Genomic DNA, 20,778 nt, shown 5'->3' on the forward strand with positions numbered 1-20,778 from the left:
AATACTGAGGAATTTAGTACGAAGAAACGATTAAATACTTACATAAAAAAAGCCTTGAAGATTTCTTCAAGGCTTTTTACAACTTTTTGATATTCGTTATTTTTTGACAAACTTCTTCACGATTTTTTCATCTTCAACAGCAACCTCAAGCAAGTAAATTCCAGCTTTTAAATTTGCAACATTAATAGAAGATTCAGAAACAGTACCTTTTCGTAATACTTGTCCTAATAGAGAAAGTACTCTGTAATTTACAGTTTTGTCTTCCTCATCATTAAGTTGAATGTTCATAATATCACCATCAACAGGGTTAGGATATAATGTAAACTCTTCTATACCTGTATCTAAACTTCTTAAATGTGTAAGGTTGCTACCGGAGATAGGCCCTCTAGAAGACCCTGTATTTTTTCCGGTAATAATTACTTCATCAATATAGATATGATCTGCATTTGCAGAAGCATCGCATTGGAATCTGAACTTTCCGTTGCTTACAAAATTGTAAGAAGAAGCATCCATTGTTACGGTAGCAGAGTAGAAGTTGTTGTTAGAAATTCCAGATCCTGCAACCCAAGCTTGTACCGTTTGCCAAGAAGAACCATCATGGTAACGGAACCAGAAATCTTCTCCTGTTTCCATACTGTAAACATAGAAAGAGAATGATACTTCTACAGTGTCGTAAGAAGTGATATCAAACTCAGGAGAAGTCATAGAAGAGGCTGTACTTGAGTTATCGCGAATACGGATAGAATAACTTCCTTCAGCAGAACGAGATCCTGAATAACGAGCACAATCTCCACCACCATCTACCCAGTTGTCCCAACCGGTTTCAAAATATGATTCCATAAGTACAGTAGAAGAAGGCCCGGCTCCGTCCATCGTATGACTTCCTAAGCCATCAAAAGTATCAGAAGCAAAAGAATCCCATTCTCCAACTGTATATGTTGTATTTGGATTTGTTACCGAAGACATTCTTCTCAAAGTAGTATTTGCTGCAAAATCACTACTGCTGTTAGGATTTCCAATCACATCAATCAATGTTCCGTTTTTAAATAATGCTACAGCATCGTTTCCATTAAACGTTACAATTCCAGATCCTGTAGTAACATTAGCCACGCTAGTTATAGAAGATGATGCACTACTATTTGCAATAACAAATACATCGCCATTAGCCAAAGTACCTGATAATTGATATGTGCTACCCCAAGAACCAGAACCATTGGTGGCTTTTCTTAGGTCATAGGCAGAAAGGTCTACAGAACTTCCTGTAAAGTTGGCAATTTCTAATGCCTTATTGTTTGAAGAACCTTCTACATATTCTGAAAATAATAATTCTGTTGTAGTACCACCGCCTCCAGAAGAAGCATTGGTAGTTACATTAACCGTATTGCTACTTGCAGATTCGTTTCCTGCTGCATCTTTCGCCTTTACAGAGAAAGTGTATGAGGTACTGGCAGTTAAACCTGTTACATTATAAGTTGTATTTGCAGTAGAACCTACCAAAGAAGCTCCGTTGTATACATCATATGCTGTAACACTTACATTATCAGACGAAGCAGACCATGACAGGTCAACACTTGTTTGTGTAACATTTGAACTTGCTAATGAAGTAGGAGCAGAAGGAGCTGTTAGATCTACTGTAGTAACATTTGCAGTATTGCTACTTGCTGACTCATTTCCGGCTGCATCTTTTGCTTTTACTGTAAAACTATAAGAAGTGGCTACTGATAATCCGGTTACATTGTAGGTTGTATTGGTAGTTGAGCCTACTAGAGATGCTCCGTTATAAATATCGTAACCTGTTACACCAACATTGTCTGTTGAAGCACTCCAAGAAAGGTCTACAGTTGTTTCTGTAATATTAGAAGAGGATAAAGATCCTGGAGCTGTTGGAGCTTGCGTATCTGATGAAGAGCCTCCATCCATTGTATGACTTCCTAAGTCATCAAAAGTATCAGTAGCAAATGAATCCCACTCAGAAGTTGTGTAAGTTGAATTTGGACTACTTACTGTAGATTTTCTCCTTAAAGTTGTATTGGCAGCAAAATCAGAACTACTACTAGGGTTTCCAAGTACATCAATTAAAGTTCCGTTTTTAAATAAAGCTATGGCATCATTCCCGTTAAATGTTACAATTCCAGACCCTGTAGTAACATCTGCTACACTTGTAACTGCAGAAACAGCACTACTGTTTGCAATGACAAACACATCGCCATTAGTCAAGGTTCCTGATAATTGATATGTACTTCCCCAAGAACCAGAACCATTAGTAGCTTTTCTTAAATCATAAACAGAAAGATCTATAGAGCTACCTGTGAAGTTTGCAACCTCTAAAGCTTTATTATTGGATGAACCTTCTACATATTCTGAAATGAAAAGTTCGGAAGCAGTTCCGCCAGAAGAAGCATTGGTTGTTACATTAACTGAGTTGCTCGCTGTAGATTCATTTCCGGCTGCATCTTTAGCTTTTACTGTAAAAGTATACGAAGTACTAGCACTTAATCCGGTAACATTGTAAGCAGTTGTAGCTGATGAGCCTACTAAAGAGGCTCCATTGTAAATATCATAAGAGCTTACAGCAACATTATCAGTAGAAGCAGTCCACGACAATGTAGTTCCTGAACTAGTTGTGTTATTAGCTGTTAAGTTTGTTGGAGCAGAAGGAGCTTCGGTATCAGGAGTTCCCCCTCCAAATAAATCTTCAGCTTGAGGGCCGCCCCAAATTTGGGTAGCGAAAGCAGGATTGTCTATAAAAGGGTTTCTGTTTCCTTGTAATCCTTCTAAGACAGGGTTTCTTTGCTTTTCCAAGTCAGAAACAGGATCTTCTGCATTCCATTCTAGGAATAACATAATCATATTACTATCTGAAGCTACCGGAGTACCAACACCTACAGCGGTAGGTAAGGTTTGACTTCCATAACGTAAATACATGTACATCATCATTCTAGCTACATCACCTTTCCATTCATCACCAGGGTACCAATACCCTTCAGCAGTAATGTAGGAAGCTGTTCCGCTACCGTCAGCAAATTTTCTATTGCTTCGAGAGGTGTTTCTTGTTCTATCAGCAGGTCTCAGGTTGTGAGCGTCTGTACCGGGGCCGGCACTGCTAGTTACTAGAACAGGACTCGCGAGAGACTTAGAAAATACATGCTCTCTGTTCCAAACAAAAGTAGCACCACTTCCTGTGTCTTGAAGTGTTTTATCTCTTGTTCTATCATTAGTGATGTCAGTATCACTATCATTCCATCCATAGATCAAAACCACATTGTTAGAATTGGTAGGATCTAGATCGGCCAATCGTAAGGCATCCCATACACCAGGAGTGTAGGATAGGTCGGTTGTATGAGTCACTATAATTTTATTAGACAACTCATTTTTTAATGCTGTTCCCGTTAATGTAAGATTTACATTGTTGTAATAAGAAGGAATTTGTGCAAATACTACTACAGACCATAGCAGCATGAAAAACAGTAATGTTTTCTTCATGAGAGGGTTAGTTTAAGTTAGTTAATTTCCAGTAGCAAACTACTACAAATTTTCATTAACATATGTAAATAAATGATTAATTATCAAATAGATATTAACACTTGCTATTAGGGCGGAAAAATCAACAAAAATGGTTACATTTGCGGCTAAATCCAGAACAAAAAATTAATGAAGATATCATACAATTGGCTAAAGCAATTTTTGCAAGTTGAATGGGAAGCAGAAAAAACAGGGGAATTATTAACCGACTTAGGTTTAGAGGTTGAAGGAATTGAAACCAAAGAATCTATAAAAGGTAGTTTGGCAGGAGTTGTTGTAGGTGAAGTTTTAACATGCGAGCAACATCCTAACGCTGATCGTTTAAAAGTAACTACTGTGAACTTAGGAAACGGTGAACCGGTACAGATTGTTTGTGGAGCACCCAATGTAGCTGCCGGACAAAAAGTACCTGTAGCAACGGTGGGAACAATGTTGTATGATGAGAAAGGAGATGGATTTAAGATCAAAAAAGGAAAAATAAGAGGAGAAGTAAGTCATGGAATGATCTGTGCTGAAGATGAACTTGGATTAGGTTCCAGTCATGATGGTATTATGATCCTAGAAGAAGAATTAGAAGTAGGAACTCCTGCTTCTGAGGTATTCAATATAGAAAACGATCAGGTATTTGAAATTGGATTGACTCCTAACAGAGCAGATGCAATGAGTCATTACGGAGTGGCAAGAGATTTAAGAGCCGGATTGATTCAACATGGTATTAACTTAGAATTGATTTCTCCTTCTGTGAGTAATTTTCATGTTGATGAAAGAACGCTACGAATTGAAGTTCAGGTAGACAATAAAGAGCAAGCTCCTCGCTATTGTGGAATCTCTATCACAGACATAGAAGTAAAAGATTCTCCTGAGTGGATTCAAAATAAATTAAAAGCCATAGGATTAACTCCTAAGAACAATATTGTAGACATTACAAACTACGTAATGCACGAGTTGGGGCAGCCATTACATGCTTTTGATGCACAACAGATCAAAGGAAACAAAGTAGTGGTGCAAACTTTACCAAAGGGAACCAAGTTTACAACTTTAGATGAGGTAGAAAGAGAACTTCATGAAGAAGATATCATGATCTGTGATGCAGAGAACAATCCGTTATGTATTGCAGGTGTATTTGGAGGAATTGGATCCGGAGTTACAGAAAAGACAACATCAGTATTCTTAGAGAGCGCTTACTTTAACCCTATTTCTGTACGTAAAACAGCAAAAAGACATGCTTTGAATACAGATGCATCTTTCCGTTTTGAACGTGGTATCGACATTAACTTTACCGAGTATGCTTTAAAGAGAGCTGCGTTACTAATTGAAGAGTATGCAGGAGGAAAAATCGCTTCTGATGTAATGGATTTTTATCCTGAAAAAGCAGAAGATTTTCAAGTATTCTTATCGTATGACAATGCTTACCGATTAATTGGACAAGAGATCGATAAAGAAACCATCAAGAACATTTTGGCTTCTTTAGAAATAAGAATTAGTAGTGAAACTGAAGGAGGATTAGGGTTAACTATTCCGTCTTACAGAGTAGATGTACAAAGAGAAGCAGATATTATTGAAGAGATTTTACGTGTGTATGGATACAACAATATCAATTTCTCTCACAAGTTAAATACTTCCATTTCTTTTGATTCGAATCATGAAGTAAAGGTTGAAAACATTATTGCTGATCAATTAACCTCTTTAGGGTTTTATGAAACGATGGCAAATTCTTTAACCAAAGAAGATTATGTCTCATTGTCTGAAAACTTAAAATCTGAGCACAATGTAGAAATGCTAAACCCTTTGAGTAACGATTTAAAGGTAATGCGTCAATCTTTGTTGTTTAGCGGTTTAGAGTCAGTTTCGTATAACATCAACAGGAAGAACAGTTCGTTGAAATTATATGAATTTGGAAAAACGTATCACAAATATGAAAGTGGTTACCAAGAATCTAAACACTTAACATTGTTTGTAACAGGAGAGAAGGTAAAAGAGAGTTGGAAAGTAGCTACACAAGCATCAGATTTCTTCTATTTAAAAGGAATCGTGAGTTTAGTTCTTGAAAGGTTAGGTTTGTCTAACGTAAAGACAACACCTACTAAATCTGACACTTTTTCCGAAGGGATTGTTTTTAGTCTTGGAAAAACAAGATTGGTTGAATTTGGAGTTATCAGAAAGAAAGTACTTAAAGAGTTTGGAATCAAACAAGAAGTTTTATTCGCTGATTTTGATTGGACAACTATTTTACAATTAACAGGTAAGAAGAAGATCAAAGTAAGTGAATTGGCAAAATTTCCGGCTGTTAAGAGAGATTTAGCTCTATTATTAGACGATTCTGTGTCCTTTAAAGAGATTTATAATTTAGCTTTTCAATCAGAAAGAAAACTATTAAAAGAAGTTGATCTGTTTGATGTTTATGAAGGAGAAAATCTACCGGAAGGTAAAAAGTCTTATGCCGTAAGTTTTGTTTTGCAAGATGATAGCAAAACCTTAGCTGATAAGCAAATAGATAAGATCATGCAAAAACTACAACAGACATTTGAAAAGAACTTAAATGCTGTTTTAAGATAATATCAGGCTCCATTAAGGAGCCTTTTTTATATTTGATTATGTACAAAATATTTCTTCGACCTATTTTATTCCTGTTTGACCCTGAGAAAGTACACTATTTTACTTTTTCTATGGTTCGATTCTTATCAAGAATTCCTTTATTTCCTAATTTGTTCAGAAGCCTGTATTTGGTTAAAGACAAAAAGTTGGAAAGAGAATTATTTGGCTTAACCTTTAAGAACCCTGTAGGACTGGCTGCCGGATTTGATAAAGACGCAAAACTCTATAATGAGTTATCTAATTTTGGTTTTGGATTTATAGAGATCGGTACCATTACTCCGAAACCTCAGGAAGGAAACCCGAAGAAAAGATTGTTCCGCTTGAAAGAAGACAGCGCTATTATCAACAGAATGGGATTCAACAACGGAGGAATTGAAGAAGCTGTTGAAAGATTAAAAAAGAACAAAGGTGTTTTAATTGGTGGAAACATAGGGAAGAACAAGGTAACACCTAATGAAAATGCTGTGAATGATTACGAGATCTGTTTTCATGCATTGTTTGATCATGTTGATTATTTTGTGGTGAATGTAAGCTCACCAAACACGCCTAATTTAAGAGCCTTACAAGACAAAGAGCCGTTGACTCAATTACTGAATACACTACAGAAATTAAATTCAGAAAAGCCAACTCAGAAACCAATCTTATTGAAGATCGCTCCGGATCTAACAGACGAGCAGTTAGTGGATATTATTGAGATCGTTTCTGAAACAAAGATATCAGGAGTTATTGCTACAAACACAACCATATCTAGAGAAGGTCTTTCTTCTTCTAATAAGGAAGAAATGGGTGGTTTAAGCGGTAAACCTTTAACAAATCGTTCTACGGAAGTAATTCGTTTTCTGGCACAAAAATCTAACAAAGCTTTCCCAATTATTGGAGTAGGAGGAATTCACTCAGCAAAAGACGCTTTAGAAAAAATAGAAGCAGGAGCAGATTTGGTGCAACTGTATACAGGATTTATTTATGAAGGTCCAAAACTGATCAAACAGATCAATAAAGCTATTTTAAAGCAATCTTAAATGAATACAGAGATCCTATTTTCTTTCGTGGCTTCAGTAGCTGCTTTGGCCATTTCACCGGGGCCTGACAATATTTTTGTATTGATGCAAAGTGTTGTGTATGGAAAGAAATATGGATTGGCTACCGTAGCAGGATTAATGACAGGATGTATTATTCATACAACCTTGGTTGCTTTTGGGGTATCTGCAGTCATTACCAATACTCCGGCCATCTTTTACGGAATCAAAGTTTTAGGAGCAGCTTACCTGATTTATTTGGCGTATAAAGTCTTTAAGAGCAGTGCCGATATTGCTATGGATAGTGAAAGCTTGGAGAAGAAATCTCCAATGCAACTTTTCAAAACAGGCTTTTTAATGAATGTATTAAACCCTAAAGTAACTATCTTCTTTTTAGCGCTATTCCCTGGGTTTCTTTTTTCAGATTCACTTTCCAATGTTATTCAGTTTTATGTCTTAGGAGGATTGTTTATAGCTACTTCTTTTGTGATCTTTTCTTCCATTGCTTTGTTAGGTGGAACCATTTCAGAGAAGATTCAAAACAACAACAGCATTGGTGTTTGGTTAAAATGGCTGCAAATTGTTGTATTCGTAGCAATTGCCATTTTTATCTTAGTTTAGCTAGGTGATCAAATACGAGTTTATCTTACCGTTTTCAATACGAATTGTTATCTCATTTATCTTCTTTACAGTTGTAGGAACATTAACTCATGAGTTAGGCCATATAACCGTGGCCAAATATTATGGTTATGATACAACACTTCACTATGGAAGCATGAAATATTTTTATGCAGAAAGAGCAAAAGATGACTTATTTATAGAATATAATAAGATCTTAGAAGAGAATATAGAGGCAATAAAAGAAGGCAATGATTTCAGAGAAAAGGAAAGATATTTGGAGCTATTAAAGTTATTAAAAGAGAAATACCCTTACTCAAAAACCAGATCGTTATGGATTGCTTTAGGAGGTCCGTTGCAAACTCTGTTTACAAGCTTTTTTGGGCTTTGTGTTCTTTACTTTAGAAGATCTAAATGCAAACAGTACTTTGTTTTTTTAGATTGGTTAGGAACTTTTATGGCACTGTTTGCTTTACGAGAAGTCTTCAACTTTGTTACAGGAGCGTATTCATCTTTGTTGTATGGGAAAGAGAATTTTCATGGAGATGAATTTCGAATATCGAGATATTTAGGGATGAGCGAATGGGTTGTTCCATCCGTTGCATTTGTATTAGGAATGGTAATTTCTCTTTATGTGATTTTTAGAGTAATTCCTCTTAGATATCGATTTACGTTTATAATTTCCGGACTTGTTGGAGGTATTACAGGTTTTCTCTTATGGTTTGGCTATTTCGGGAAGTTGGTACTTCCTTAAAAGTAATACTTCAACCCAAGTCGAACTAATTACATTCTAATGAAATTATCACACAGATTTTTCAAATAATATGTTGTTTTTATCCTATCAAGGAGACCTCAGCGAATCTGAGGGGTATATTTTAAAAACGCAGAGGTCTGCCTTGTCAGGTTTATATGTTGTAAGATCAACCTAAAGATTATAATAGCTACTACTTTAGAACTGCACAACAACCTTTCTAAAGAAAGTAGTAAAGAATAAGACACTCTAACTTTCATAGAAGTAGGCTTGTCTGTTGTGATATATAGAAAACAAGAAAATAAAATTTTACCCTACTTTTCCGAAAAAAAAACTAAGTTTGTCCAATAGCATCAATTAATGAGTAAACCTTTACATTCAGTTTGCGAGGAACGAGTTTTTGAGAAGGTCTTTCGTGATTATTCGAAAGCCGTTAGAAACTTCATTCTCTTTAAGTGTGGAAACCCTGATCAAGCAGATGATTTAACGCAAGATGCTTTTGTAAAACTTTGGAAGAACTGTGCTAAAGTCCCATTAGAAAAAGCAAAGTCTTATTTATTCACGATCGTAAAGAACGATTTCTTTAACGAAGTAGAACACCAAAAGGTAATTTTAAAATACCAACAAGTAAAAAGAGATACAGTGAATAAAGAAACTCCGGAGTTTGTTTTGCGAGAAAAAGAATTTCAACAAGAGTTAAACGACGCGATTAACTCGTTGTCAGAGAAACAACGAGAGGTTTTTTTACTGAATAGAATAGAGAAGAAAAAGTACAAGGAAATAGCAGAAATGCTGGGGATATCGCAAAAAGCGGTAGAGAAAAGAATGCACCAGGCGATGCTACATTTGCGTACTAAAATTAAAAATTATAAAATTTAGGTAGGGTTTATAGAAAGGAAACTGTTCTATACCTGAAAACCATTATTATGGAACAACACTACGATGATACTTTTTTAGCACGGTGGCTTGCCAACGAACTAACAGCTGAAGAACTCAGTGGGTTTAAAAACTCAGAAGAGTACGAAAAGTATGCTCAAATTGTTGAAATGCTGGATACTGCTGAAATAGCAAATTTTGATGTAGAATCTAATCTACAAGCAACATTAGAGAAACTAAATTCGAAGGCTGAAACAAAAAAGAGAAGAGTACTTCCTTTATGGAGTTACGCAGCAGCCGCTTCTGTAGCTCTTATATTTTTTATGTATAGCTTCTTTTTTACAACTACAACTTATACAACCCAATTAGCAGAAAAGATAGAATTTGATCTTCCGGATGGGTCTCATGTTGATTTGAATGCCGGATCTTCTTTGAGTTTCAAAAAAGGAGACTGGAAAGATGAACGTTCTCTAGAATTAGATGGAGAAGCATTTTTTAAAGTAGAAAAAGGATCAACCTTTACTGTAAATACAGATGAAGGTAAAGTAACTGTGTTAGGAACTCAGTTTGTTGTAAACTCTAGGGAAGATTTTTACAATGTTATTTGCTACGAAGGAAAAGTAAAAGTAATTACTGAAAACAACGAATCAGTAATTCTTACCAAAGGAAAAGCTTTTGCAATCAACAAGAGCGTAAAAAAAGAATACAATGTAGAAGCTCTTGAGCCAAGCTGGGTAAAAGGAGCTAGTACTTTTAAATCTACATCTATAGAACTTGTCTTAAAAGAGCTTGAAAGACAGTTCAATATAACTATTAATGAAAAGGAAAATGTTAAACCTGGATTATTTACAGGTAGTTTTTCGCATAAAGATGTTAAATTAGCGGTGAAAACCGTTTTCACAGCCATGGAAATATCATATAAAATGGATGCTGATGGAAACGTTGTTATCCAAAAGCCCTAATGAAGAAACATTTTTGTCTGATTCTTTTTTTTATCACATTTCTGTCCTATGGGCAGAAATTGTCTTTTCACTATAAGGATACTCCCTTAGTAGAGATTATTAACGATTTGGAAGATCGTTTTGATCTCCGCTTTTCTTATAAAAGTGATCTTTTAGGAAAGGAAGTGTTTACCTATAATGGAGAAGCTGACCTAAAAACATTTTTGAATAGTATTTCCGAAGAGAAAAGCCTTGAATTTATATTCATTGGTGATGAAAATGTTGTTATCAAATCTTCATTCGACCTCACTTACGATTCCAATAAATTAAATGAAGTGGTCTTGGTTACGGAATACCTGACTTCCGGATTCGACCAAAATAAGAAGGATGGATCAATAACAATGAAACCTACCAAATTGGGAGTTTTACCTGGGTTAACAGAGCCTGATGTTCTTCAAAGTTTACAATTGTTACCAGGAATCACAAGCCCAACAGAATCGGCTTCAAATTTGCATATTAGAGGAGGAACCCCCGATCAAAACTTAATTCTTTATGATGGAATTAAGATCTATCATCAAGGACATTTGTTTGGAATGATTTCACCTTTTAATCCTTATGTGGTAGAATCTGTAAATGTATCCCGTAGTGGTACAAAACCTGAGTTTGGTGATCGTATTGCTGGAGTTGTAGATATCAATTCGTTAACCGAGGTTCCTACTGAGACTTCAGGAGGTTTTGGCGCTAACTTTTTGCATGGAGATGTGTATGTGAAAACTCCGATTAAGAGCGATAAAATAGGTTTTCTGTTTTCTGCACGTAGATCTATCAATGATATCTTTAACCTTCCAACTTTCAACTCATTTAGTGATAAGGTTTTTCAAAACACAAAGATTGAGGAAACCAACGATGTGATTGAAGAAGAAGAACTAGAAGTATTAAGAGATAAGTTCAATTTCTTAGATATCAATGCCAAGTTGGTGTTTCAGCCCAATGAAAAGAATAAAATAAGTGTTAGTAGTTTGTTGGTAGACAATTCTTTGGATTATGCCAATGTAGATGCTGAGGACTTTGGAACAAGAGACAAACTAAATCTTAATAATAAAGGACTAAGTGCTCAATGGGATTACCAGTCTAAGAGGCCATGGAGTTATAGGTCATCATTTAGTTATTCAGAATTTAATTCCGATTATCAATTTACCCAACTTACACCTTTTGGAAGTTTAAACACAGCAACCAATAGTAATAAGGTACAAGACTTCGGACTTCAATTGCAAGCAAGAAAACGTATCAATACCAAAGGTAATTTAAAGTTTGGGTACGAGTTGATCAATTATTTGGTAGGTTATAAATTGGCATTTAATAATGATGCAATTACCATTGAAGATGTAAGAACCAATCTGTCTATACATAATGCATATGCTGAGTCGGAATATCAGTTTGATAAGTTATTTCTACGAGGAGGTTTTAGAACCAGCTATTACCCGCAGATCAAAGAGTTCTTTGTAGAACCAAGAATTTATTCGCATTACAACATTACAGATCACTTTAAGTTAAAAGCTTCTATGGAGATTAAGAATCAAGGAATCAGTCAACTAGTTTCCTTTGGATTTAATGACTTAGGAGTAGGAGAGGCTGTTTGGGTATTGGCAGATCAAGAACAAGGTGTTCCTGTGTTGAACAATCGACAAATGACCTTTGGATTCTTTTTTGATAAAGATGGATGGAAAATAGATGTAGAGTCGTATCATAAGAAAGTAAAAGGACTAACTACCTTGACTTCTAGTTTTGCTACCAATCCATTTTCTGAAATCTATGCATCGGGAAATAGCTCGATCTTTGGAGTAGATGTACTGTTGAAGAAAAAGATCAACCGATTCAGAACTTGGTTAGGGTATTCATATAGTAAGAACGACTTTAATTTCCCTGATCTTCAAACAGGAAGATTCCCGGGAAATTTTGATCAACGTCACGTAATATCCTTTACAAACTCTTTTAAATACAAGCAGTTTCAATTCTCTCTAGGATGGCAATTTGCATCCGGAAGACCTTATTCAGAAGGAACTCTTGTCAATGGAGAAGTAGTTTTTCAAGAACAGAATACCGAAAGACTTTTGAGTTATCACAAGATGGACTTGAGTGCTTTTTATGACTTCTATTTTGATTCAAAAAGTAAGATCAAAGCTAGGTTGGGAGCATCTATTATCAATTTATACAATAGAGATAACGAGATCAACACCACTTTTGGTACCACAACGGGTAATGGTGGAAATGTTGTCTTGTCTGAACTTACAAGTGTAGGTTTGGGAATTACGCCAAATGTTGTTTTTAGAGTTTATTTCTAAATTTCACCCCCAATAATAATTTGAAGCTGTAGCATTCATATTCTTCAACTCTTGTTGAAGTAGCATCTCTATTTCATCTTTATCTTTAAAATCTGCTTCAATCGTAACAGTAAACCATTCAGGACCTGTTTCTCCATTTGTATACCAAAACCCTGAATTTTCAAATGTGTCTTTAACTACCGGATATTTTTTAAGCACTCTTGCTAACTTGCTGCAAACCTCTTCTTTAGCCGTTATGATATATTTTGACATGATTACTTTTTTGCCCTGTTAAGTTAATTATATTCAATAGAAAAGTCAATGAATGAAAAGATTTTGGAATTTATTTTGATATCGAAAAGTTAAACGAAGAGATAGTTTTCTCTACTTGAAACGACAAACAATTTGAAAAACAAAACATCTAATTGTCGTATATTTGAGCCAATGAACCAAGTCAAGATCATTGAATGTCCTCGAGATGCTATGCAGGGCATAAAAAGCCACTTTATTCCAACCGAAGCCAAAGCTCAGTATATCAATTCGTTATTGAGAGTAGGTTTCGATACTATTGATTTTGGAAGCTTTGTTTCTCCTAAAGCGATTCCGCAAATGAGAGATACAGCAGAGGTGTTGGCTAAGTTAGATTTGTCAAAAACAATCAGTAAGCTTTTAGCCATTGTTGCCAATGTAAGAGGTGCCAATGATGCTTCTCAATTTGAAGAAATCAATTATTTAGGGTACCCGTTTTCTATCTCTGAAAATTTTCAGATGAGAAATACACATAAAACTATAGCACAATCCATAGAAACATTACAAGAGATCTTGGCTATAGCTAATAGAACTAACAAAGAGGTCGTAGCCTATCTTTCTATGGGATTCGGAAACCCTTATGGAGATCCGTGGAATGTTGAAATAGTAGGAGAGTGGACAGAAAAACTATCTAAAATGGGGGTAAAAATATTATCGCTATCTGATACTATTGGTAGTTCTACTCCCGAAGTGATCGATTACTTGTTCTCTAACTTAATTCCTAAATACCCTGAAATAGAGTTTGGAGCTCATTTGCACACAACTCCAGATACCTGGCATGAAAAAGTAGATGCAGCATATAAAGCCGGTTGCAGACGCTTTGATGGAGCTATTAAAGGCTATGGCGGATGTCCTATGGCTAAAGATGAATTGACAGGTAATATGCCTACAGAAAAGTTAGTATCCTACTTTACAGAGCAAAAGGCAGATACCGGAGTGCGCCCTATGAGTTTTGAAAGTGCCTACAATCAAGCTCTACAGGTTTTCTCCTAGATCGTAAGAAATTACGCATATTTACGTACAAGTTTCTAAAATTTTGGGTGTAGATTTGTTACAAATCAAAATACCATGAAACAGATCAAACTTCTCGTAGCTTTTTTAGCCCTTACACTTTTTATTTCTTGTCAGAGTGATGACGGGAAAATCGATTTCACATTGTTGCAAGTAAACGATGTATATGAAATTGCTCCTATTCAAGGAGGTAAATACGGAGGGATGGCCAGACTGGAAACAGTGCGTCAGGAATTATTGAAGGAAAATCCGAATACAATGCTGGTTATGGCAGGTGATTTTTTAAACCCTTCTCTTTTAGGTACAATGAAGTATGATGGAGATCGAATTAGAGGAAGGCAAATGGTAGAAGTGATGAATGCTATGGATTTTGAAGTAGCAGCTTTTGGAAATCATGAATTTGATTTGAGCAATAAAGACCTTGAAAAAAGAATTAATGAAAGTGAGTTTCCATGGATCATAGGGAATGCTATGAATGTAAAAGGAGACAGCTTGGTTCCGTTCTATCAAAATTCAAATCCTATCAAAGGATCACACATCAAAGAGATCATAGATAAAGATGGCACAAAAATTAAGGTTGGATTTATTAGTGTATGTATCCCATCCAATCCTAGGAGTTATGTGAAATATTCTGATATGTATAAAGAAATACAAAGAGAATACAACGAGATAAAAGACAAAGTAGATGTGGTTTTTGGTTTAACGCATGTAAAAGTTGAAGAGGATAAAAAAATCGCGGAGTTATTGCCAAACATTCCATTGATCATGGGAGGGCATGAACATACCCATAAAGATGAAAAAGTAGGGGAGGTAATGATTAGAAAAGCAGATGCCAATGCAAAATCTGCTTACATCCATAAGATCTCTTATGATAAAAAAACAGGGAAAGCATCTGTTTCTTCAACATTAAAAGAAATAACAGATCAAATTGCCAGTGAAGAGAACGTAAAAGCAGTTGTTGATAAATGGCAGGCTATCATGGATCGTCAGATCTCTCAAATTGTTGAAAATCCATATGAGGTAATCTATACAACTGAAGTTCCCTTAGACGGTAGAGATACCCCTATTCGTTCTACACAAACTAATTTAGGTGAGATCGTAACCAAATCCATGGCATTTTCTTACGACAATAAAGTAGATTGTGCTATCGTAAATGGAGGTTCAATCCGAATTGATGATGAATTGATGGGAGATATCAATAGCGTTGATATTTTTAGAGTTTTACCATACGGAGGAGCTGTATTTAAAGTTCAGATGAAAGGGAGTTTACTACAAGAAGTATTAGAGTTTGGAAAAAATGCTGCAGGAACCGGAGCTTATTTACAAAGAGATGGAATTCAAAATGAAGAAGGAGTGTGGAAAGTAAAGAATCAAAAGATCAATCCAAATAAAACCTATACAGTAGCGGTTAGTGACTTCTTAATGAAAGGCTTAGATATTCCTTTTTTAACTGAAGATAACAAAGGAATCGTCTCAGTTTCCAAGCCTACAGAGAAAGAAATTGCGTATGATATTAGAAAAGGAGTGATAGCTTATATGAAAACCTTGAAATAATAACTGTAGATAACTAAAAAAGGGAGCTGTTAGGCTCCCTTTTTTAGTGTTATGAAGTTTTATTAAAACTTGTATTGTAACCCGGCATAAGCTCCAAACGGATGACCAGGTCTTAATCCTGCTGGCACTCTTGAAGCAGCATAAGTTTCATCAAATAAATTGATGATATTTCCTGTTAAGCTTAGGCTTTTGTTGAAATGATATTTTCCGGAAAAATCAATAATGAAATTAGAATCTACCAATTCATTAGCAGGGATGGTTCCTCTTCCTGCTTGAGTTCTAAACTTACCATTAAACCTACCATTGAAGTTTAATTCAAATTTATTATGCTCTAAAGAAAATCCTACATTGAATTGATGCTTAGAGATGTATGGTAATTCATCACCAGCTGTAACAGTACCCCAAAGATCATCATCACTTCCAAAACTATTTTCAAACTCAGTATTTGTGTATGTATAACCGAAAGAGAAAGGGAGTTTAATATTATTATCAGTTTTAGAGAAATCGTAGTTTAATAATAACTCAAACCCGTTAATGGTTACTTCTCCCGCATTAAATTGATCTAAGCTTCCTGTACCTCCAGTTGCAGCTAAATCACTTCCTAATAGATTGCTGTAATCGTTATAGAATCCGATAAACTCTCCTCTAATTCCTGCTAAGTTAAAGCGTGTTCCTAGCTCATAGTTGATGCTTTCTTCAGGTTTCTCATCAGGTTGATTTCCTGGAGGTGAAAATCCTTTGTGCACACCACCAAATACAGAAACATTGTTGTTAAACTTATAGTTTGTACCAATACCAGGAATAAACACGTCTACACTATTTTCTCTTGTAGAAAGATTTGCACCTGTTCTATTAGGATCGCTTCCTCCGAAGTTCTCTCTTTCTAAATTGATGTTTTCATAACGAATTCCAGGAGTGAAAGTCCAATTGTTTACTTTTACTTTGTATGTAGCAAAGGCTGCAAAAGCTCTAGCACTACTAATTCTGTTAGCGTTAGATCCTGGAGTTCCTGCGTTAGCTAAAGTTAACTCTCCATTATTGATAGCGTAGTCGTCAATCCATTGGAATCTATCCTCTTCATCATAGTGATAACGTAAACCAACTTCAATATCATGAAATACATCGCCTTGATACCAATGGTAGTCAAATTTAGTTTGAATTCCTCTTGATTTATATGTTCTGTTATTAGCTCTTAAGTTGATAGTGTCATCTCCATCAGAATTAATATCTCCTTTCACTAACGAGATGTAATCTGCATAAGTTGTTGGATTTCCAAATACTGTTCCTATAGATTCTCTAGTACCGTTAAAAGTAATATAATCTGCCTTGTACCAGTTTCTTGTAAAATAGTTGTTGTATAAATTCGTAGTGATTCTAAAATCTTTAGAAAAGTCTAATTGATGAGTTAGTACAATCTGTCTGTGAATATTTTTCATTAAGTCATTTGCAGAACCTGCATATCTACTAAATGGGTTTGCATCAAAATCTTGATCAGTCAAACCTAAATAAGTCTCGTTAGATTCTTCGTCAGAATACTGAAATTTAGCTTCTAAAGATTGCTTTACTCTTGCAGAAGGGAATAGGTTTACTCTAAATTTTGCAACAAAATCATTTTTGTCAAAACCAGTATCTTTTCCATTAAATAAATCCTTGAATCCGTCAGAGCCGTAGTTTAAGAACTCAATAGAATATCCAAAGTTGTTTTTGCTATCACCTAAGATTGCATGTAATTGAGAAGAATTGAAACTTCCGTAGCTGGCTCTTACATTACCGGAAAAGCTTTCTGGAATTTGATTAGAGATCATATTGATAGCACCTCCTGTTGTAAATGGACCATATTGTACTTGACTACTTCCTTTTAATACTTCTACTGCTTGCATTCTGGCGATAGTAGGAAAGTAATATGCTGATGAAGCACTATAAGGAGCAGGAGCAATTAAAATACCATCTTCCATTAAAGTGATCTTAGCACTTCTTTCAGGAGACGTTCCTCTTAAACTAATATTTGGTCTTAAACCAAAACCATCTTCTTCATAAATATTGACACCTGGTACTGATCTTAAAGCTCTATTGATGTCTGTAAAGTTGAATTTTTTCAATTCTTTCGGTGAAATATAGTAAGCAGAACCTGTTCTGTTTTGTGCTACATATTTGTTACCAAAAATTACATTTGTTTTAAGAATTACTTCATCTAATTTTTGAAGTGAATCAAGACTAGTATCCTCTTTCTTCTCATTATTTTGAGAAAACAGAGTCATTGTTATCATTAATGCTAGGAGTGTAAGACCTCTTCTCATTTTTATTTAGATTAATTTTAAATAGATTTTAATTTGACTGCAAAAGTACTAGCTAGAAATCAAATATCAAAGCTTATTTAGAATAAATAAAAATAAAAATTAACTATTCATTGATTATAAGGTTGTTAGGTAAATTAGTTTAAGCATAACTCTCTTTTATTTCTCGCTGTTCAAAGAACAAGAAGTAAAGAGTGCTGGCAAAGCTGATGATAAAATAAAGAGCAACCAAGTTACTTCCTTGGGAGAAGAATTCATTTACACCAAACCAATCTGAGGTGGTGTAGATAATATAAAGCCCCAAAAGTGTTCTGATGCTTTCAAAAACCCAACTGTATTTGGTTCCGTCCATCACAGAAGTATAAGAATAGATGCCTAAGAACATGATCAATCCGTAGATCAACAAGTTGTTAAAACCGATGTTCCCGTAATTGAAGAACATAAAAAGGATCAACAACAAAGTGATAACGAATTGAGCAATAGAAAAGCTTATCAATAGTTTGGATGGATTGGTATGATACTTTTCATAACCGTAAGGGTCTTCAATAATCTCTACAGGATATTTTTCTTTTACGTCCTGAGGTCTCCAACCTGTAGGCATAAACCAAATTCGGAATTTATCCCACCAATTGTTGGTACGCCATGCATCTACTATCAATCTCCATAAATGTTGAAAATTGATCAATACAGGGTTCCACGTTTTGGCAGGTTTCAATACACCATATACTGGAGGAACTTCATCCAGTTCTTCTTGAAAGGTTCCAAACATACGATCCCAAATACAAAAGATGGCAGCAAGATTCTTATCTAAATAAATATCGTTGATGGCGTGATGTACTCTATGCTGAGAAGGGGTAACAATAATGTATTCTAAGAAACCTAACTTACCAATATGCTTTGTATGATACCAAAACTGAGCAAACAGATGAATTGGTAATAAAAGGCCAATAACTTCCGAAGGAACACCTACCAATGCCGCAGGGATCAATAATAAGGCAACATAACCAAAGAAATTAGAAATTGATTGGCGCAAAGCGCAAGCTAAATTAAATTCTTCGCTACTGTGGTGTATTACATGTTGATTCCAAAAATAGTTGACGTGATGCGATAATCTGTGGTTCCAATAGCTGGCAAAATCAATGGCAATAAATGCAACGATATATACAACCCAAGTATTTTCGATGGTGAAAATGGAAATCTTACTTAATAAAAATGGGTAAGAAACAATCATAATTACAAGACCTAAAGAATCTTTGATGATGTTGGTAAGCCCAGAACTTAAGCTGGCTATGGTATCCAAAGCACGATAGGTTTGCTTCTTAACCAAGTGTCCGTACAAGATTTCAAAAAGCACTAGAAACGTAAAAAAAGGGATCGCATACAGCAGCGCATTTGCATAAGTTTCCATTGATAAAATTTTTCCTCAAAATACAAATAAATAATTGTAAATTTGCTTGCAATTAATTTTTAAGTTGATTGCACTATGATCGCTCACGATTCCAAATTTGTAGGAGAAGGTTTAACATACGACGATGTACTTTTAGTACCGGCCTTTTCTGAAGTCCTTCCAAGAGAAGTTAGTATTCAAACTAAGTTTACCAGAAACATTACTATCAACGTTCCTATTGTATCTGCTGCCATGGATACAGTAACCGAATCTGCTATGGCCATTGCCATTGCCAGAGAAGGAGGAATAGGTGTGTTGCATAAGAACATGACCATAGAGCAACAGGCTCAGGAAGTAAGAAAGGTAAAAAGAGCTGAAAGTGGAATGATCATAGATCCAATTACATTACCGCAAACAGCAATTGTTTTAGATGCTAAGAATGCAATGCGTGAGCATAAGATCGGAGGAATTCCAATTGTAGATACTAATGGAAAGTTGATTGGAATTGTAACCAACCGTGATCTTCGTTTCGAAAAGAACAACGAGCGTTCTATTACAGAAGTAATGACTTCTAAAAACTTGGTTACTGTATCAGAAGGAACTTCACTGGTTGATGCTGAAGTGATCTTGCAAGAAAATAAAATTGAAAAACTACCGGTGGTAAATTCAGATGATAAGTTGATTGGATTGATCACCTTTAGAGATATTACAAAATTAACACAGAAGCCTACCGCAAATAAAGACAGCTACGGACGTTTACGCGTTGCTGCTGCCTTAGGAGTTACTCACGATGCAGTAGAAAGAGCGGAAGCTCTAGTAAACGCCGGAGTAGATGCTGTGATTATTGATACGGCACACGGACATACCAAAGGAGTAGTAACTGTATTAAAAAATGTAAAGAAAGCCTTTCCTGAGTTGGAAGTTGTGGTTGGAAATATTGCTACACCTGAAGCTGCTAAATATTTGGTAGAAGCAGGAGCAGATGCTGTAAAAGTAGGAATAGGACCCGGATCTATTTGTACAACCAGAGTTGTAGCTGGAGTTGGATTTCCACAGTTCTCAGCAGTATTGGAAGTAGCAGCAGCGATCAAAGGATCGGGAGTTCCTGTAATTGCAGATGGAGGAATTCGATATACAGGAGATATTCCAAAAGCTATTGCAGCAGGAGCAGATTGCGTAATGTTAGGATCTTTACTGGCAGGAACCAAAGAATCTCCGGGAGAGACCATCATATACGAAGGAAGAAAGTTCAAATCGTATCGTGGAATGGGATCTGTAGAGGCGATGAAAAAAGGATCTAAAGATCGTTATTTCCAAGATGTAGAAGATGACATCAAAAAATTAGTTCCGGAAGGAATTGTAGGTAGAGTTCCTTACAAAGGAGAATTGGTAGAAAGCATTCACCAGTTTGTAGGAGGTTTACGTGCAGGTATGGGATATTGTGGAGCTAAGGATATTGAAACTTTAAAAGAAACAGGTAAATTTGTACGAATTACTGCATCAGGAATCAATGAGAGTCACCCACACGATGTAGCAATTACCAAAGAAGCACCAAACTATAGTAGAAGATAACTTCTAGAAGT

At 35.5% G+C, this 20,778-nt stretch carries 14 protein-coding genes; 10 read left to right on the forward strand and 4 right to left on the reverse strand.

Annotated features, from left to right (window positions below; all coding sequences use genetic code 11):
• Positions 1-96 precede the first annotated feature (96 nt).
• Positions 97-3,483, reverse strand: a complete 3,387-nt coding sequence (locus ACFSRZ_RS08780) for an endonuclease (RefSeq protein ID WP_379666177.1) — start codon at positions 3,481-3,483, stop codon at positions 97-99.
• A gap of 168 nt (positions 3,484-3,651) precedes the next feature.
• On the opposite strand from ACFSRZ_RS08780, the gene pheT reads away from it, so the two are divergent.
• The 7 genes from pheT (at position 3,652) to ACFSRZ_RS08815 (ending at position 12,661) form a co-directional block, all read left to right on the forward strand.
• Positions 3,652-6,078, forward strand: a complete 2,427-nt coding sequence (gene pheT, locus ACFSRZ_RS08785; RefSeq protein WP_379666178.1) for a phenylalanine--tRNA ligase subunit beta — start codon at positions 3,652-3,654, stop codon at positions 6,076-6,078.
• 38 nt (positions 6,079-6,116) lie between these two features.
• On the forward strand, positions 6,117-7,136 hold the full coding sequence (locus ACFSRZ_RS08790) for a quinone-dependent dihydroorotate dehydrogenase (RefSeq protein WP_379666179.1): 1,020 nt from the start codon (positions 6,117-6,119) through the stop codon (positions 7,134-7,136).
• A complete protein-coding gene (locus ACFSRZ_RS08795; RefSeq protein ID WP_379666180.1) occupies positions 7,137-7,754 on the forward strand; it encodes a LysE family translocator in 618 nt (205 codons plus the stop codon).
• A 4-nt stretch (positions 7,755-7,758) separates the two neighbouring features.
• Positions 7,759-8,505 (forward strand): hypothetical protein, encoded by a 747-nt coding sequence (locus tag ACFSRZ_RS08800; RefSeq protein WP_379666181.1) that lies wholly within the window; start codon positions 7,759-7,761, stop codon positions 8,503-8,505.
• A gap of 357 nt (positions 8,506-8,862) precedes the next feature.
• The gene (locus ACFSRZ_RS08805; RefSeq protein WP_379666182.1) at positions 8,863-9,381 is read left to right on the forward strand and encodes an RNA polymerase sigma factor; all 519 of its coding nucleotides are present in this window, start codon (positions 8,863-8,865) and stop codon (positions 9,379-9,381) included.
• Positions 9,382-9,428: 47 nt separating this feature from the next.
• Complete coding sequence (locus tag ACFSRZ_RS08810; RefSeq protein WP_379666183.1) at positions 9,429-10,340, forward strand: FecR family protein; 912 nt, start codon at positions 9,429-9,431, stop codon at positions 10,338-10,340.
• Positions 10,340-12,661 carry a TonB-dependent receptor plug domain-containing protein gene (locus ACFSRZ_RS08815; protein ID WP_379666184.1) on the forward strand — a complete coding sequence of 774 codons (2,322 nt, stop codon included), beginning with the start codon at positions 10,340-10,342 and terminating at the stop codon, positions 12,659-12,661. The genes ACFSRZ_RS08810 and ACFSRZ_RS08815 overlap by 1 nt, the downstream gene beginning before the upstream one ends.
• A 3-nt stretch (positions 12,662-12,664) precedes the next feature.
• Here the strand turns inward: ACFSRZ_RS08815 and ACFSRZ_RS08820 are convergent, their stop codons facing one another.
• Positions 12,665-12,913 carry a hypothetical protein gene (locus ACFSRZ_RS08820; protein ID WP_379666185.1) on the reverse strand — a complete coding sequence of 83 codons (249 nt, stop codon included), beginning with the start codon at positions 12,911-12,913 and terminating at the stop codon, positions 12,665-12,667.
• A gap of 171 nt (positions 12,914-13,084) precedes the next feature.
• Here ACFSRZ_RS08820 and ACFSRZ_RS08825 point away from each other — a divergent pair, with 171 nt between their 5' ends.
• Both ACFSRZ_RS08825 and ACFSRZ_RS08830 read left to right on the forward strand, forming a co-directional pair.
• On the forward strand, positions 13,085-13,942 hold the full coding sequence (locus tag ACFSRZ_RS08825) for a hydroxymethylglutaryl-CoA lyase (RefSeq protein ID WP_379666186.1): 858 nt from the start codon (positions 13,085-13,087) through the stop codon (positions 13,940-13,942).
• A gap of 75 nt (positions 13,943-14,017) precedes the next feature.
• Positions 14,018-15,514 carry a bifunctional metallophosphatase/5'-nucleotidase gene (locus tag ACFSRZ_RS08830; protein ID WP_379666187.1) on the forward strand — a complete coding sequence of 499 codons (1,497 nt, stop codon included), beginning with the start codon at positions 14,018-14,020 and terminating at the stop codon, positions 15,512-15,514.
• A gap of 62 nt (positions 15,515-15,576) precedes the next feature.
• On the opposite strand, the gene ACFSRZ_RS08835 is transcribed toward ACFSRZ_RS08830, so the two are convergent.
• Entirely contained in the window at positions 15,577-17,811 is a 2,235-nt protein-coding gene (locus tag ACFSRZ_RS08835; RefSeq protein ID WP_379666188.1) for a TonB-dependent receptor family protein, read from the reverse strand.
• 139 nt (positions 17,812-17,950) lie between these two features.
• On the reverse strand, positions 17,951-19,216 hold the full coding sequence (locus tag ACFSRZ_RS08840) for a sterol desaturase family protein (protein WP_379666189.1): 1,266 nt from the start codon (positions 19,214-19,216) through the stop codon (positions 17,951-17,953).
• A gap of 75 nt (positions 19,217-19,291) precedes the next feature.
• Between ACFSRZ_RS08840 and guaB the strand changes: the two genes are divergently transcribed.
• A complete protein-coding gene (gene guaB, locus ACFSRZ_RS08845) occupies positions 19,292-20,767 on the forward strand; it encodes an IMP dehydrogenase (protein ID WP_379666190.1) in 1,476 nt (491 codons plus the stop codon).
• Positions 20,768-20,778: the final 11 nt, after the last annotated feature.

It is taken from the genome of Pseudotenacibaculum haliotis, from assembly GCF_042684245.1.
In the GTDB taxonomy this organism is placed as follows: domain Bacteria; phylum Bacteroidota; class Bacteroidia; order Flavobacteriales; family Flavobacteriaceae; genus Polaribacter; species Polaribacter haliotis_A.